Consider the following 14605-nt stretch of genomic DNA (forward strand, 5'->3'; position numbering starts at 1 on the left):
TCGCCGCGCGCACCGCCCGGCCCGACCTCTGATGTCGGTGGTGACGGGTAGGCTCGGAGGGTGACAAGCGACTCCTTCGTGCACCTCCACGTCCACAGCGAATACTCCATGCTGGACGGGGCGGCGCGCCTCGGTGCGATGGTCGCGGAAGCCGAGAAACAGGGCATGCCGGCCATCGCCGTCACCGACCACGGCAACACTTTCGGAGCCTTCGAGTTCTACAAGACGGCGAAGGCCGGCGGTGTGAAGCCGATCATCGGCATCGAGGCGTACGTCACTCCGGGCACGCACCGCAGCGATAAGACGCGAATCCGCTGGGGTACCGCCGACCAGCAGTCCGACGACGTGTCCGGATCGGGTGCATACACGCACATGACGATCTGGGCAGAGAACAACACCGGTATGCACAATCTCTTCCGGTTGAGCTCGCTGGCCAGCATCGAGGGTTACTACTTCAAGCCCCGCATGGATCGGGACCTGCTGAACACGTACCACGACGGTCTCATCGCCACGACGGGATGCCCATCAGGCGAGATCCAGACCCGACTCCGACTCGGCCAGTACAAGGAGGCGCGAGCGGCAGCGGCGGAGTTCCAGGACCTGTTCGGCAAGGAGAACTACTTCGCCGAGATCATGGATCACGGACTCGACATCGAGCGCCGGATCATGGGCGATCTGTTGAAGATCGCGAAGGATCTCAGCATTCCCCTCGTCGGCACCAACGACCTGCACTACACGCACCAGCACGACGCCGATGCCCACGCCGCTCTGCTGTGCGTGCAGTCCGGCTCCACGCTGGATGACCCGAAGCGGTTCAAGTTCGACGGTGACGGCTACTACCTCAAGTCCGCGGCCGAGATGCGCGACCTCTTCCGCGATTACCCGCAGGCGGTCGAGAGCACGCTGCTCATCGCCGAGCGCTGCAACGTGGAGTTCGACACCGAGGCGAACTACATGCCCCGCTTCCCGGTTCCCGAGGGGGAGACCGAGGAGAGCTGGTTCATCAAGGAAGTCGAGAAGGGGCTGCACTACCGCTACCCGAACGGCATCCCCGATGACGTGCGCAAGCAGGCTGACTACGAGGTCGGCATCATCACCCAGATGAAGTTCCCCGGATACTTCCTCGTGGTCGCCGACTTCATCAACTGGGCCAAGGACAACGGCATCCGCGTCGGGCCGGGGCGTGGTTCCGGAGCAGGCTCCATGGCCGCGTACGCCATGCGCATCACGGACCTGGACCCCCTGCCGCACGGTCTCATCTTCGAGCGATTCCTCAATCCGGATCGTGTGTCGATGCCCGACTTCGACGTCGACTTCGATGACCGTCGCCGCACCGAGGTGATCAACTACGTCACCGAGAAGTACGGCGATGCCCGCGTGGCGCAGATCGTCACCTACGGCACGATCAAGGCCAAGCAGGCGCTGAAGGACGCCGGCCGGGTGCTGGGCTTCCCGTTCAGCATGGGGGAGAAGCTCACCAAGGCGATGCCGCCGGCGGTGATGGGCAAGGACATGCCGCTCACCGGCATGTATGACCCAGAACACCCCCGCTTCAAGGAGGCGAGCGAGTTCCGCGCAGTCGTCGACAGCGATCCGGACGCCAAGACCGTGTTCGACACGGCGCTCGGGATCGAGAACCTCAAGCGCCAGTGGGGTGTGCACGCTGCCGGCGTGATCATGTCGTCGGACCCCCTGATCGACATCATCCCGATCATGAAGCGCGAGCAGGACGGCCAGATCGTCACGCAGTTCGACTACCCGGCGTGTGAGTCCCTCGGCCTGATCAAGATGGACTTCCTCGGGCTGCGAAACCTCACGATCATCTCCGACGCGCTCGACAACATCACGGCCAACCGCGGTGAGACTCTCGATCTGGAACAGCTGCCGCTGGATGACCAGCCCTCCTACGATCTGCTGGCGCGCGGTGACACCCTGGGGGTGTTCCAGCTCGATGGTGGTCCGATGCGATCACTGCTGCGCCTGATGAAGCCGGACAACTTCGAAGACGTCTCCGCCGTGATCGCGCTGTACCGGCCGGGCCCGATGGGCGCCAACTCCCACACGAACTACGCCCTGCGCAAGAACGGCCTGCAGCCGGTGACTCCGATCCATCCGGAGCTGGAGGAACCGCTGCGGGACATCCTGGACATCAGCTACGGCCTGATCATCTACCAGGAGCAGGTCATGGCCATCGCCCAGCGCGTGGCCGGCTTCTCGCTCGGACAAGCAGACATCCTCCGTCGAGCGATGGGCAAGAAGAAGAAGTCGGAGCTGGACAAGCAGTACGAGGGCTTCCACGACGGCATGATCGAGCGCGGCTTCGGCGAGGCAGCCATCAAGTCGCTCTGGGACATCCTGCTGCCCTTCTCTGACTACGCCTTCAACAAAGCGCACTCCGCCGCCTATGGTCTGGTGTCGTACTGGACGGCATATCTCAAGGCGCACTATCCCGCCGAGTACATGGCCGCACTGCTCACCAGCGTCGGCGACTCCAAGGACAAGATGGCGCTGTACCTGAACGAGTGCCGCCGCATGGGCATCAAGGTGCTGCCGCCGGACGTGTCGCAGTCCATCAAGTACTTCGCCGCCGTCGGTGAAGACATCCGCTTCGGACTCGGCGCGGTGCGCAACGTCGGATCCAATGTGGTGGACGGCATCGTCGAGGCACGAGCCGAGGGGCCGTACCTCTCGTTCCACGAATTCCTCAAGCGCGTGCCCGCCCACGTCGCGAACAAGCGCACCGTGGAATCGCTCATCAAGGCCGGCGCCTTCGACTCCATGGGTGACACGCGTCGTGCGCTCATGGAGATCCACGAGGACGCGGTCGATGCCGCGGTGGGCGATAAGCGCAAAGCCGCCACCGGTGCTATCGGCTTCGACTTTGACAGCCTGCTCGGCGAGGACGAGACCTCCACCACGTCCTTCGTTCCGGATCGGCCGGAGTGGACGAAGAAGGACAAGCTGGCGTTCGAGCGTGAGATGCTCGGCCTCTACGTCTCCGACCACCCGCTTGCCGGCCTGGAAATGGCACTCGCCAAGCATGCGTCGACCGGCATCGAGAACCTGCTCAGCAGCGAAGAGATCAACGACGGAGATCAGGTCACCGTGGCCGGTCTCGTCACCAGCGTGCAGCACCGCGTGGCCAAGGCCAGCGGAAACCCGTACGGCATGATCACGGTGGAGGACTTCTCCGGTGAGATCACCGTCATGTTCATGGGCAAGACGTATCTGGAGTTCCAGCACGCGCTGCAGCCCGACTCGATCCTCGCGGTCCGCGGTCGTGTCTCCCGTCGCGACGACGGCATGAACATTCATGCGCAGTCGGCGATGACCCCCGACGTCGGCTCGCTGGATGCCAGCACGGAGCTCACGCTGGTGCTCTCGGAAGCGCGGGCCACGGAGCGCGCGATGGTGGAGCTCGCCGAGATCCTGCGGCGAAACGCGGGGGACACGGACGTCATTCTCAAGATGCACCGTGGCCGCAGCGCCAAGGTGTTCGACCTGCCATACTCCGTCGGTCTCACCGCAGAGCTGTTCGGCGAACTGAAGTCACTGCTCGGCCCGCAGTGCCTGGGGTGATCCCACGATGACCGAGTCCTCCGAGGCGGAGTTCCGCAACCCCTATGCGCCCCTGCCGCAATCAACACCGGCAGACCCGTCCGCGCCGACAGACGCATCTGTGCCGCGCCCGTCAGCCAACGCAGACACCGGGGCAGGCGAACGGTCGAGTACACGACGCGACGCTTCGTCGGCACGAGCCGATCAGCCGAGCCCGCGGCGGCGGGCCAGATCGCTGACACGGCGCGAGGAAGCGGAACCGCAACGGGCGGGTACGTCGAGCGGCGGATTGCCCGGGGGCGCGGAGGCCACGGCCACAGCCCTGCCCGGCGACCCCTGGCAGGACCTCGTCGCGCTCGGTGGCGCGGCTCCGGCCGTGACACGGCAGCCGCTGTGGGTCGGCGTGTTCACGCTTCGCGAGGTGCTCATCGTGATCCTCGGCCTCGCTCAGCTCGCGGCCGGATTCATCTCCGTCTCGCCCGGGGCCTATCACCCCGTCGTCGCGCTCGCGGCGCTGTGGGTCATGATCATCGCGATCCCCGCAATCGCCGTCATCGTCGCCGTCGTGCGTCGTTGCTGGGCGCCGCACCTGCGGGTCGGCATGTTCAGTGTCGATGCGTTCATCGCGGCCGCCTCGGTGAGCGCGCTGCTCGGGTGGCTCAACGTGATGGCGCTCGGCGCGGTCGCCTGGTTCGGCTGCCTGCTCGCTGTCGGATTCGTGGTGGTCGGCCTGGCAGGATCCCTCATTCCCGGACTTCGAGAAGACTTCACCTCTCGCCCCGCTGCCCTGGCTCATCCATCGGACCGACCCCTGCACCCACGGGCAGGGGAGAGGGCCATCGCCGCAACCGATGCCGTGCTGATCAGCGCGGCGGACGCGGTGCGCTCCGCCGTGCGGCCGGTGCGTGCTGCGACGATGTTCCCTGCCGCTGGCCCCTTCCGTCACCCGGTGCCGCGAGTGAGCGGAACCGCTGAACGTGAGACGTCCGCCGCGACGATCGACGATGCAACGGAGGTCGGTCACGGTCTCGTTCCTGCCTTCGGCTCCGCGTCGGCCGATGACGCCCGTCGCGAGGACGCACCGCACGACGTGGATAGCATGGGAGCGGTCGCCTCGACCGCCGAATCTCCGGTGGATGCCCTCGCACCAGCTGCGGGCGCTGATCCGGAACCGGCGGCCGATGATGACCGGGCGGGAAGCGGATCCGAAACGCCGGCACACCGGGGATTCTGGATTCTGGTTCCCGAGGTGCGCATTGCGGTCGACCCCCTGGGCCGGCCCATGTTCCCCGTGGAGCCGTCCGCCTGGACCCTCGCCCTCGAAGATCGCGGGGACCGCCTGCTGGTCCGCTCCACGGACGGGCGGGTGGGTTTCCTCACCAACCTGACCGGAGTGATCAGAAACTGATGCGCACCATCGACCTGCGCGGGCAGCAGCTCTCGCCCGCAGAACTTCTCGCCATCGTCCCTCGAGGCGCCGACGCGCACGCGAACGCACAGGTCGTCGCGGCGGAGATCGTCGCCGATGTGCGAGCGCGTGGCGAGGAGGCACTGCGCGAGCAGGCTGCTCGCTTCGACGGTGCCGAAGGACACGCGATCCGGGTGCCGCGCGAGCAGCTGGAGGAGGCCCTCGCGAGCGTCGACCCCGCCGTGCGGGCGGCACTCGAAGAGTCCATTCGGCGGGTTCGACTGGCCTCTGCGGCACAGGTTCCGCAGCCGCAGGTCACGCAGCTCGCCGAAGGAGCTCGCGTCACGCAACGCTGGCAGCCGGTCAACCGTGTCGGTGTCTACGTCCCCGGCGGGAAGGCGGCCCTGTCGTCCAGCGTCGTCATGAACGTGGTCCCCGCGCAGATCGCCGGTGTCGCCTCGGTCGCGCTGGCATCACCGCCGCAGCGCGACTACAACGGCCGAGTCCACCCGACGATCCTGGCCGCGGCCGCGCTCCTCGGCATCGACGAGGTGTATGCGATCGGCGGCGCCGGTGCCATCGGCGCCCTCGCTCACGGCGTTGCCTCCCTCGGCCTGGACCCCGTCGATGTGGTGACGGGGCCCGGCAACAACTTCGTCGCGGCAGCCAAGCGCGTGGTCTCCGGCACGGTCGGCATCGACGCGGAGGCCGGCGCCACCGAGATCCTCGTGGTTGCCGACGATTCTGCCGACGCCGCCCTGGTCGCCGCAGACCTGGTGAGCCAGGCCGAGCACGACGAGCAGGCCGGTGCCGTGCTGGTCACCGATTCGCCAGCCCTCGCAGACGCCGTGGCGGCTGCCATCGACGTCCGTGTCGGCGAGACGAAGCACGCGACCCGCGTCCGCGCCGCCCTCGCCGGTCCGCAGTCGGCGATCGTCCTGGTCGACTCGCCACAAGCAGCGCGGGACGTCAGCAACGCGTACGGACCTGAGCACCTCGAGCTGCACATCCGTGGAGCTGCGGAGGCAGCCGCGGGCTACACCAACGCGGGTGCCCTCTTCATCGGTCCGTCCTCGCCCGTGAGCCTGGGGGATTACCTCGCCGGCTCGAACCACGTGCTGCCGACCGCGGGTTCGTCGCGATTCGCCGCGGGCCTCGGTGCGCACACCTTCCTGCGGCCGCAGCAGATCATCGAGTACTCCCGTGATGCTCTGGAGGCGGTGCACTCGGAGATCGTCGCCCTGGCGAACGCCGAGGATCTACCGGCCCACGGCGAGGCGGTCACCGCGCGCTTCGCCTGACACACGGATCCTGGCAGTTCCATGCGCGCCGTCCCTGCTGGGACGGCGCGCATGCGCGTGTGCCGTATCCTGTGGAGGCCATGCATTGCCCGTTCTGCCGCCATTCCGATTCCCGTGTGATCGACTCGCGTACCAGCGATGACGGTCTCTCGATCCGCCGTCGTCGCCAGTGTCCGGAGTGCGGAGGCCGCTTCTCCACTCTGGAGACCGCCAGCCTCGGCGTGATCAAACGCTCCGGCGCCATCGAGCCGTTCAGTCGTGACAAGGTCGTGTCCGGTGTACGCAAGGCCTGCCAGGGGCGTCCCGTCACCGACGCCGATCTCGCACTCCTTGCTCAGCGCGTCGAGGAATCCGTGCGCCAGACCGGGCAGAGCCAGATCGACGCGAACGAGATCGGTCTGTCCATCCTCCAGCCGCTCCGCGAGCTCGACGAGGTGGCCTACCTCCGCTTCGCCAGCGTCTACCAAGCATTCGAGTCTCTCGAGGATTTCGAAGCGGCCATCACGGATCTGCGAGCCGACCACCGTCAACCAGCCCGCGCCGCCGACTGACCGAGTTCCCGTGGCGGGGGAGCGGTACTGCTGCCCGGTACTCTGGAACACGATGTATGCCTTCGTCTTCCGTGTGCTCTTCTCGAAAATCGACCCCGAGACGGTGCACCATCTCGTCGTCTGGGTCATTCGCCTGATTGGCGTGCCGCCGTTCTCCTGGATCGCTCGGGCCCTCACCCGCCCCGCCGCGTCGATCCGGACGAAGGCCGTCGGCCTATGGTTCCCGTCCCCGTTCGGCATGGCTGCGGGCTTCGACAAGGACGTGCGGATGGTGCGGGGACTCGCCGCGCTCGGCTTCGGCCACGTCGAAGTGGGAACGGTCACCGCGATCCCGCAGGACGGCAACCCGCGACCGCGCCTGTTCCGCCTGATCCCGGACCGCGCGATCGTGAACCGGATGGGCTTCAACAACCGCGGTGCTGAAGCTGCCGCGGTCCAGCTCGCGAAGCTGCGCCGGAACGCCCCCGACATCGTGATCGGCGCCAACATCGGCAAGAGCCGCGTGGTTGAGGTCGAAGACGCCACCGCCGACTACGTTCGCAGCGCGAGCCTCGTCGCACCTCTTGCCGACTACCTCGCCGTCAACGTGTCCTCGCCCAACACTCCGGGCCTCCGCGGGCTTCAAGCCGTCGAGACGCTCGCGCCCCTGCTGCAAGCGGTCCGCGAAGCCGCCGGCGAGACTCCCGTCCTGGTGAAGATCGCCCCGGATCTCAGCGACGAGGAGATCACCGGGATCGCCCAGCTCGCCGTGCGCGAGGGGCTGGCCGGCATCATCGCCACGAATACGACGATCTCCCGCGAGGGGCTGCGCACCGATCCCGCGGTGGTCGAGGCCGCGGGTGCGGGTGGGCTGTCCGGTGCGCCGCTCAAGGCGCGCTCGCTGGAGGTGTTGCAGACGGTGCGATCGGCCGTCCCCGAGGACTTCTGCGTGATCTCCGTCGGCGGCATCGAGACGGGTGCCGATGCGCAGGCGCGACTGGACGCCGGTGCCACGCTCGTACAGGGCTACAGCGGCTTCATCTTCGAGGGGCCGTTCTGGGCACGCAAACTCAACCGGGCACTCGCGGCTCGCTGACGGAATGACGAATGGCCCCGATCCGCGGATCGGGGCCATTCTCGTGTCGTGGGTTACGCGGGGTACTGACCGCGCTTCGCCTGCGGTTTCGGCAGACGGATGAAACGCATCTGCATGGACCGCATGGCGGAATACCAGCCGAGACCACGCTCGAGGCGGTCGGCGCCGTACTTCGCTGTGAGCTTCTTCTTCACGTTGCGGGCCAGGATCAGCATGTCGCCGATCATGAGCAGCACGTAGACGAAGAGCACCATGAACGCGATGTAGTAGACCTCGGTCACCGGGATCATGGAGGTCAGCAGCACCAGGATCATGATCGGCATCACGAACTCGCCGAGGTGGAATCCGGCATCCACGTAGTCACGCGCCCAGCGCTTCTGCGGGCCCTTGTCACGCGCCGGGAGGTATTTCTCCTCGCCGTTGGCCATGCCGTCGCGGGCGCGGTTGCGCTGTTCGTTGAGGCGGGAACGCGCTGCGGCCTTGGCCTCCTTGGTGTCCGGTGCCAGCGGGCGGCGGCGGGCGGCCTCCTGCTCGGCGCGGGACGGCGTCGCGCGCCCCTTGCCGACGGCGGGCGTCGCTGCCTCGTCAGGGGTGGGAGTTTCGGCTTTCTGCGCCACGGATGACCTCTCGTCGTCGTCGGGAACCCTTCTAAGATTACCCGCATGACCTCTGAGCAGCATCCGCACCCAGAAACGCTGTCCGACTCCGATTCCGCCATCCTCGCCGCAGCGCGCGCGGGGGTGCCCGCGGCGCTCGCCGATCTCGGTGGGCTGGTCCGGATTCCCTCCATCGCGTGGCCCGCCTTCGACCAGACGCAACTGCAGCGCAGCGCCGAGGCCGTTGCCGCACTCGCGGAGGGAACGGGCGTGTTCGATTCGGTTCGCGTCACGACGGCGGCGATCCCGGGCACCGACGAGCACGGTCAGCCGGCGGTGCTGGCGACGCGCGCAGCGCGCAATGGCAAGCCGACGATCCTGCTCTACGCCCACCACGACGTGCAGCCTCCGGGAGATGAGGCGCTGTGGGACACCCCGCCGTTCGAGCCCACCGTGCGCGACGGTCGTCTGCACGGTCGCGGCGCTGCCGACGACAAGGCCGGAATCATGGCGCACATCGCGGCCATTCGAGCACTGGTGGAAGCGGCGGGAGAGGACTTCGACCTCGGCATCGCGATGTTCATCGAGGGCGAGGAGGAGTACGGCTCGCGCTCGTTCGCCCAGTTCCTGCAGGACAACGCCGATGCGCTGCGCGCTGACGTGATCGTGGTGGCCGATTCCGGAAACTGGGATTCACGCACCCCGGCGCTGACCGTCTCGTTGCGTGGCAACGCCCGCTTCACGCTGACTGTCCGCACGCTCGAGCACGCCTCGCACTCCGGCATGTTCGGGGGAGCGGTGCCCGACGCGATGCTTGCCACCATCAAGCTGCTCGCCACCCTGTGGGACGAGAACGGCGCGGTCGCGGTCGAGGGTCTCGCCGTCCGCGATGCCGAGACGCCGGAGTACTCCGAGGAGACGCTGCGCGACGAGGCAGGGCTCCTGCCGGGCGTGTCACCGATCGGCGAGGGCACGATCCTCAGCCGCATCTGGAACAAGCCGTCGGTCACCGTGACGGGCGTCGACTTCACCTCGGTCGCCAACGCGTCCAACACGATCTCGCCCGAGGTCACCGTGGTGATCTCCTCCCGCGTGGCCCCCGGGCAGCGCGCGCAGGATGCCTACGCCGCTCTCGAGGCGCACCTGCGTGCGCACGCCCCCTTCGGCGCCGAGCTCACGTTCAGCGACATCGACTGCGGTGACGGGTTCCTCGTCGATACCAGCGGGTACGCCGTCGACATCGCTCGCGGCGCGATGCACGACGGCTACGGCGCGGCTCCCGTGGACTTCGGCGTGGGCGGCTCGATCCCCTTCATCGCCGACCTCGTGCGCGACTTCCCCGACGCGCAGATCCTGGTGACCGGCGTCGAGGACCCGCACGCTCGTGCGCACAGCCCGAACGAGTCGCTGCACCTGGAGACCTTCGGCAACGCGATCGCCACCGAGGCGCTGCTGCTGAACCGTCTGAACGAACGCAGCGCCTGAATCGACCCGCAGTCGCGGACGCGACGGTAGAATCGACAGAGCCTGAACGCGGCGACACGCTTTGGAGGAACCATGACGGACACCACCCTGGACACGCAGGCGCCGGCGCACGGCGTCACCCTCACCACGGCGGCCTCCGCCAAGGTGAAGAGCCTGCTGGAGCAGGAGGGGCGCGACGACCTTCGTCTGCGCGTCGCTGTCCAGCCCGGCGGATGCTCCGGCCTGATCTACCAGCTCTACTTCGATGAGCGCTACCTCGAGGGCGACGAGACCGTGGACTTCGAGGGCGTCGAGGTCATCGTGGACAACATGTCGGTGCCCTACCTGGACGGTGCAGCCATCGACTTCAAGGACACGATCAGCGAGCAGGGATTCACGATCGACAACCCCAACGCGGCCGGCAGCTGCGCCTGTGGCGACAGCTTCCACTGATCCGCGCTTCTGAGATCGGCGCCGGCCCCGTACAGGGTCGGCGCCGATCGTCATTTCGTGCACGGGAGCGCGTTATCCGATCGTGACGGGATGGCCGATTCTGCGGGCGCACGGGGCCGACTCACGCGACGCGCCGGGGGAGCGCACGCCGATCCGCGCGAAACACGCCGACAGGATGTCGGCAAAACGGCGAACCGCTGGATGGATGGCCTGAACAGCGTGTGAGGTTGCTCTAGACTGAGAGTTGACTGATTAGCGATCCGAAAGGTGCATCGTGCCGTCCAAACGTCACCTCCGCTGGGCCGCCCTCCCCGTCGGGCTGGGCGCAGGCGCCCTCGTTCTTGCCGGCTGCACGCCGCAGGAGCTCAACGGCTTCCTGCCCGGCTTCATGGACGACAGCGGTAATGCGCTGCCTCCTGCCACCAACCACACCGAGATGGTGTCCGGTCTCTGGACCACCTCATGGATCGTCCTGCTCGTGGTCGGTGCGATCACGTGGGCGCTCATGCTCTTCGCCGCTGTGGCGTACCGCCGTCGCAAGGGCCAGACCGGCCTGCCGGTGCAGATGCGCTACAACATGCCGATGGAGATCTTCTACACGATCGTCCCGTTGATTCTGGTCGTCGGCTTCTTCTTCTTCACGGCACGCGACCAGGTCATCCTGGAGACGCAGTACGAAGACCCGGATGTCTCGGTCATCGCCACCGGGAAGCAGTGGGCCTGGGACTTCGAGTACCAGGGTGGGGCCGCCGATGGTTCGGACGATGTCTGGAGCATGGGCGTTCAGGCCCAGCCCGACAAGGACGGCAACGTCAACCAGGATGCGCTTCCCACGCTGTACCTCCCGGTCAACAAGACGGTGAAGATCCAGCTGGAGTCGCGCGATGTCGCCCACTCCTTCTGGATCATTGACTTCCTGTACAAGAAGGACCTTTACATCGGTCGCGACAACTTCTGGTCGTTCACGCCCACGCGTGAGGGAACGTACCAGGGCAAGTGCGCCGAGCTCTGCGGTGAGTACCACTCGATGATGCTGTTCAACGTGAAGGTCGTCAGCGACGCCGAGTACGAGGACTACCTCGCGACTCTGAAGGCGAAGGGCCAGACCGGCTCCATCCAGGACGAGTACGACCGCCTCTCCAACCTCCCCGGCACCGGGGCGCACTCCAGCGAGGAGGAACACTGACATGACGACGACCGTCGAGCCCACGCCGGCTGAGAGCGTCCGTCCCACCACGATGCCGCCTCGTCAGGCAGCACTGATGAGCAGCACCCGGGTGGAGCAGAAGGGCAACATCTTCGTCAAGTGGATCACGTCCACTGACCACAAGACGATCGGGTACATGTACCTCATCGCCTCGGTGATCTTCTTCCTCCTCGGCGGTGTGATGGCCCTCATCATCCGTGCCGAGCTGTTCGCTCCGGGTATGCAGATCGTGCCCACCAAGGAGCAGTACAACCAGCTCTTCACGATGCACGGCACGATCATGCTGCTGATGTTCGCGACGCCGCTGTTCGCGGGCTTCGCAAACGCGATCCTGCCGCTGCAGCTGGGAGCGCCCGATGTGGCCTTCCCCCGTCTGAACGCCTTCGCCCTGTGGCTGTTCCTGTTCGGTTCGATCATCGCGGTCGCCGGCTTCCTCACCCCGCAGGGTGCTGCCTCCTTCGGATGGTTCGCCTATCAGCCGCTCGCGAACGCTTCGTTCTCGCCCGGCGCCGGAGGAAACCTCTGGATGGTCGGCCTCGGTATGAGCGGTTTCGGCACCATCCTCGGTGCTGTGAACTTCATCACCACGATCATCACGATGCGCGCCCCGGGTATGACCATGTGGCGCATGTCGATCTTCTCGTGGAACACGCTGGTCACCAGCCTGCTGATCCTGATGGCGTTCCCAGTGCTGGCTGCGGCCATGTTCGCCGCTGCTGCGGACCGCATCCTCGGCTCTCACATCTACGACCCGGCCAACGGCGGCGTACTGCTCTGGCAGCACCTGTTCTGGTTCTTCGGCCACCCCGAGGTGTACATCATCGCGCTGCCGTTCTTCGGCATCGTCTCCGAGATCTTCCCGGTCTTCAGCCGCAAGCCGATCTTCGGGTACAAGACGCTGATCTACGCCACCATCGCGATCGCCGCGCTCTCCGTCGCTGTGTGGGCTCACCACATGTATGTGACGGGTGCCGTGCTGCTGCCGTTCTTCGCTCTGATGACCATGCTCATCGCGGTGCCGACGGGTGTGAAGATCTTCAACTGGATCGGAACGATGTGGCGAGGCTCGATCACCTTCGAGACACCCATGGTGTTCGCCCTCGGCTTCCTGGTCTCCTTCGTCTTCGGTGGTCTCACCGGTGTCATCCTGGCCTCGCCACCGCTGGACTTCGCGCTCAGTGACTCCTACTTCGTGGTGGCTCACTTCCACTACGTGGTGTTCGGAACCGTGGTGTTCGCCATGTTCGCCGGCTTCTACTTCTGGTGGCCCAAGTGGACCGGGCGCATGCTCAACGAGCGTCTCGGCTACGTCCACTTCTGGATGCTGTTCATCGGTTTCCACATGACGTTCCTCATCCAGCACTGGCTGGGTGTCGATGGCATGCCGCGACGCTACGCCGACTACTCGGACTTCGACGGCTGGACCTGGCAGAACCAGGTGTCCACCATCGGTGCCGTCATCCTCGGCGCTTCGATGATCCCGTTCTTCCTGAACGTCTGGATCACCGCTCGCAAGGCTCCGAAGGTCACTGTCAACGACCCGTGGGGCTACGGTGGATCGCTCGAGTGGGCGACGTCGTGCCCGCCCCCGCGTCACAACTTCACGTCGATCCCGCGCATCCGTTCGGAGCGTCCGGCATTCGATCTGAACCACCCCGAGGCGGCCGAGGGCTTCGTCCCCACGGCTACCGACGCGGTCACCGACGGAGAGGCGAAGTAACGTGCGATCCAACGTCAACCTCTGGTACATCCTCGGCGTCTTCTTCCTGGTCGTTGCCGGTACCTACACGGTCTGGAACGTCCTGGACCATGGCGGTGTGGAGTGGGTCGGCACTGTCGGTCTCCTCTTCGCGTTCTTCATGGCCGTGATGGTCGCCTGGTATCTCGGCCGCGTCGACAAGTCCACGGGTGGCCTGCTGCCCGAGGACTCGCTCACTGCCGATATCGATGACGGTGACCCGGAGCTCGGTGAGTTCAGCCCGTGGTCGTGGTGGCCGCTGGTCCTGGCTTCCTCTGCCGGTATCTTCATGGTCGGTCTCGCGGTGGGTCAGTTCCTGCTGCCCGTCGGCGTCGCGATCTTCGCGATCGCTATCGTCGGCTGGGTCTACGAGTACTACCGCGGTTACTTCGCTCGCTGAGCCGATAGCGACACGACAAAGGGCCGCCCTTCGGGGCGGCCCTTTGTCGTGTCGCTAGTTCCGCGCTCAGGAGGGCAGCGGAAGGATGAGCGAGGGCGAGTCGTTGCGGACGTTGCCGACGGCGGACCCGACGGGACGGATCTCGAACGTGTCGGACAGCTCGGGCGCCGCATCGTAGGCAGCTTGGAGCACATCGCGCTGGTAGTCGACGGTGGGATCCAGCCAGGCGTCGGCGTAGTCGATGTCGAGCACCACGGGCATGCGGTCGTGGATGTCGGCGAGCGGACCGGCGGATGCCCGCGTGAGGATGGTGAAGCTCAGCAGCCAGCGCGTCGGGTCGTCGTCGGCCTTGGACTTGTCACGCCACCACTCGTACAGTCCCGCGAAGAACAGGGGCTGATCGTCGGCGGGGTGGATGTAGTGGGGCTGCTTGCCGTCGGGCGTGGTGTGCCATTCGTAGTAGCCGCTGGCCGGGATGACAGCGCGGCGGTTCTCGAAGGCGCTGCGGAACATCGGCTTGTCTTCCAGTTCCTCGGAGCGGGCGTTGAACGCGCGCGCCCCCACGGAGGGATCCTTGGCCCAGGACGGGACCAGACCCCAGCGCGCGCTCTCCAGGCGGCGCGTGGGCGGCTCGGTCTTCACCGAATCCAGGACGATGGCCGCCTGCGCGGTGGGAGCCACATTCCAGGACGGCGTCGGGAGGCTTTCGGCCACGAGATCGACGCGGAGCACCGAGACGAGCTCGGATCCGACTTCAGCTACGACGAAACGTCCGCACATGCTCTCAGCCTACGGCCGGCCACCGACATCGCGCCCCATGGCCCGCGAGGCTTCCGTCTGTGGGTGAGAATCCG

12 protein-coding genes are annotated in these 14605 nt (G+C 66.5%); 10 read left to right on the forward strand and 2 right to left on the reverse strand.

Features of this window, described 5'->3' with window-relative positions; translation table 11 throughout:
* Positions 1-108 precede the first annotated feature (108 nt).
* The 5 genes from dnaE (at position 109) to ACI3KU_RS07195 (ending at position 7893) form a co-directional block, all read left to right on the forward strand.
* Complete coding sequence (gene dnaE, locus ACI3KU_RS07175) at positions 109-3579, forward strand: DNA polymerase III subunit alpha (protein ID WP_404921685.1); 3471 nt, start codon at positions 109-111, stop codon at positions 3577-3579.
* Between the two features lie 7 nt (positions 3580-3586).
* Positions 3587-4966, forward strand: coding sequence for a hypothetical protein (locus ACI3KU_RS07180; protein WP_404921618.1), 1380 nt, complete (start codon positions 3587-3589; stop codon positions 4964-4966).
* On the forward strand, positions 4963-6267 hold the full coding sequence (hisD, locus tag ACI3KU_RS07185) for a histidinol dehydrogenase (protein WP_404921686.1): 1305 nt from the start codon (positions 4963-4965) through the stop codon (positions 6265-6267). Before ACI3KU_RS07180 ends, hisD begins: the two co-directional genes overlap by 4 nt.
* A gap of 80 nt (positions 6268-6347) precedes the next feature.
* Positions 6348-6818, forward strand: coding sequence for a transcriptional regulator NrdR (gene nrdR / locus ACI3KU_RS07190; protein WP_404921619.1), 471 nt, complete (start codon positions 6348-6350; stop codon positions 6816-6818).
* Between the two features lie 52 nt (positions 6819-6870).
* Positions 6871-7893 carry a quinone-dependent dihydroorotate dehydrogenase gene (locus ACI3KU_RS07195; RefSeq protein WP_404921620.1) on the forward strand — a complete coding sequence of 341 codons (1023 nt, stop codon included), beginning with the start codon at positions 6871-6873 and terminating at the stop codon, positions 7891-7893.
* A gap of 53 nt (positions 7894-7946) precedes the next feature.
* Here ACI3KU_RS07195 and ACI3KU_RS07200 read toward each other — a convergent pair whose 3' ends face one another.
* On the reverse strand, positions 7947-8510 hold the full coding sequence (locus ACI3KU_RS07200) for a DUF3043 domain-containing protein (protein ID WP_404921621.1): 564 nt from the start codon (positions 8508-8510) through the stop codon (positions 7947-7949).
* Between the two features lie 45 nt (positions 8511-8555).
* On the opposite strand from ACI3KU_RS07200, the gene ACI3KU_RS07205 reads away from it, so the two are divergent.
* The 5 genes from ACI3KU_RS07205 to ACI3KU_RS07225 all read left to right on the forward strand — a co-directional run bounded on the left by ACI3KU_RS07205 (position 8556) and on the right by ACI3KU_RS07225 (position 13751).
* Positions 8556-9974 carry a dipeptidase gene (locus ACI3KU_RS07205; protein ID WP_404921622.1) on the forward strand — a complete coding sequence of 473 codons (1419 nt, stop codon included), beginning with the start codon at positions 8556-8558 and terminating at the stop codon, positions 9972-9974.
* 72 nt (positions 9975-10046) lie between these two features.
* Positions 10047-10406 (forward strand): iron-sulfur cluster insertion protein ErpA, encoded by a 360-nt coding sequence (gene erpA, locus ACI3KU_RS07210; protein ID WP_404921623.1) that lies wholly within the window; start codon positions 10047-10049, stop codon positions 10404-10406.
* A 274-nt stretch (positions 10407-10680) separates the two neighbouring features.
* Positions 10681-11592, forward strand: a complete 912-nt coding sequence (gene coxB, locus ACI3KU_RS07215) for a cytochrome c oxidase subunit II (RefSeq protein WP_404921624.1) — start codon at positions 10681-10683, stop codon at positions 11590-11592.
* A gap of 1 nt (position 11593) precedes the next feature.
* Positions 11594-13333 (forward strand): cytochrome c oxidase subunit I, encoded by a 1740-nt coding sequence (gene ctaD / locus ACI3KU_RS07220; RefSeq protein WP_404921625.1) that lies wholly within the window; start codon positions 11594-11596, stop codon positions 13331-13333.
* A gap of 1 nt (position 13334) precedes the next feature.
* Positions 13335-13751 carry a cytochrome c oxidase subunit 4 gene (locus ACI3KU_RS07225; protein WP_404921626.1) on the forward strand — a complete coding sequence of 139 codons (417 nt, stop codon included), beginning with the start codon at positions 13335-13337 and terminating at the stop codon, positions 13749-13751.
* A 66-nt stretch (positions 13752-13817) separates the two neighbouring features.
* Here the strand turns inward: ACI3KU_RS07225 and ACI3KU_RS07230 are convergent, their stop codons facing one another.
* On the reverse strand, positions 13818-14531 hold the full coding sequence (locus tag ACI3KU_RS07230; RefSeq protein ID WP_404921627.1) for an SOS response-associated peptidase: 714 nt from the start codon (positions 14529-14531) through the stop codon (positions 13818-13820).
* Between the last annotated feature and the right edge of the window lie 74 nt (positions 14532-14605).

Source organism: Microbacterium sp. ZW T5_56 (assembly GCF_044987425.1).
Lineage (GTDB): Bacteria > Actinomycetota > Actinomycetes > Actinomycetales > Microbacteriaceae > Microbacterium.

Coding starts and splice junctions, on each gene's coding strand:
- dnaE (WP_404921685.1), top strand. CDS start 109: ATGCTGGACGGGGCGGCGCGCCTCGGTGCGATGGTCGCGGAAGCCGAG.
- ACI3KU_RS07180 (WP_404921618.1), top strand. CDS start 3,587: ATGACCGAGTCCTCCGAGGCGGAGTTCCGCAACCCCTATGCGCCCCTG.
- nrdR (WP_404921619.1), top strand. CDS start 6,348: ATGCATTGCCCGTTCTGCCGCCATTCCGATTCCCGTGTGATCGACTCG.
- ACI3KU_RS07195 (WP_404921620.1), top strand. CDS start 6,871: ATGTATGCCTTCGTCTTCCGTGTGCTCTTCTCGAAAATCGACCCCGAG.
- ACI3KU_RS07205 (WP_404921622.1), top strand. CDS start 8,556: ATGACCTCTGAGCAGCATCCGCACCCAGAAACGCTGTCCGACTCCGAT.
- erpA (WP_404921623.1), top strand. CDS start 10,047: ATGACGGACACCACCCTGGACACGCAGGCGCCGGCGCACGGCGTCACC.
- ctaD (WP_404921625.1), top strand. CDS start 11,594: ATGACGACGACCGTCGAGCCCACGCCGGCTGAGAGCGTCCGTCCCACC.
- ACI3KU_RS07230 (WP_404921627.1), bottom strand. CDS start 14,531: ATGTGCGGACGTTTCGTCGTAGCTGAAGTCGGATCCGAGCTCGTCTCG.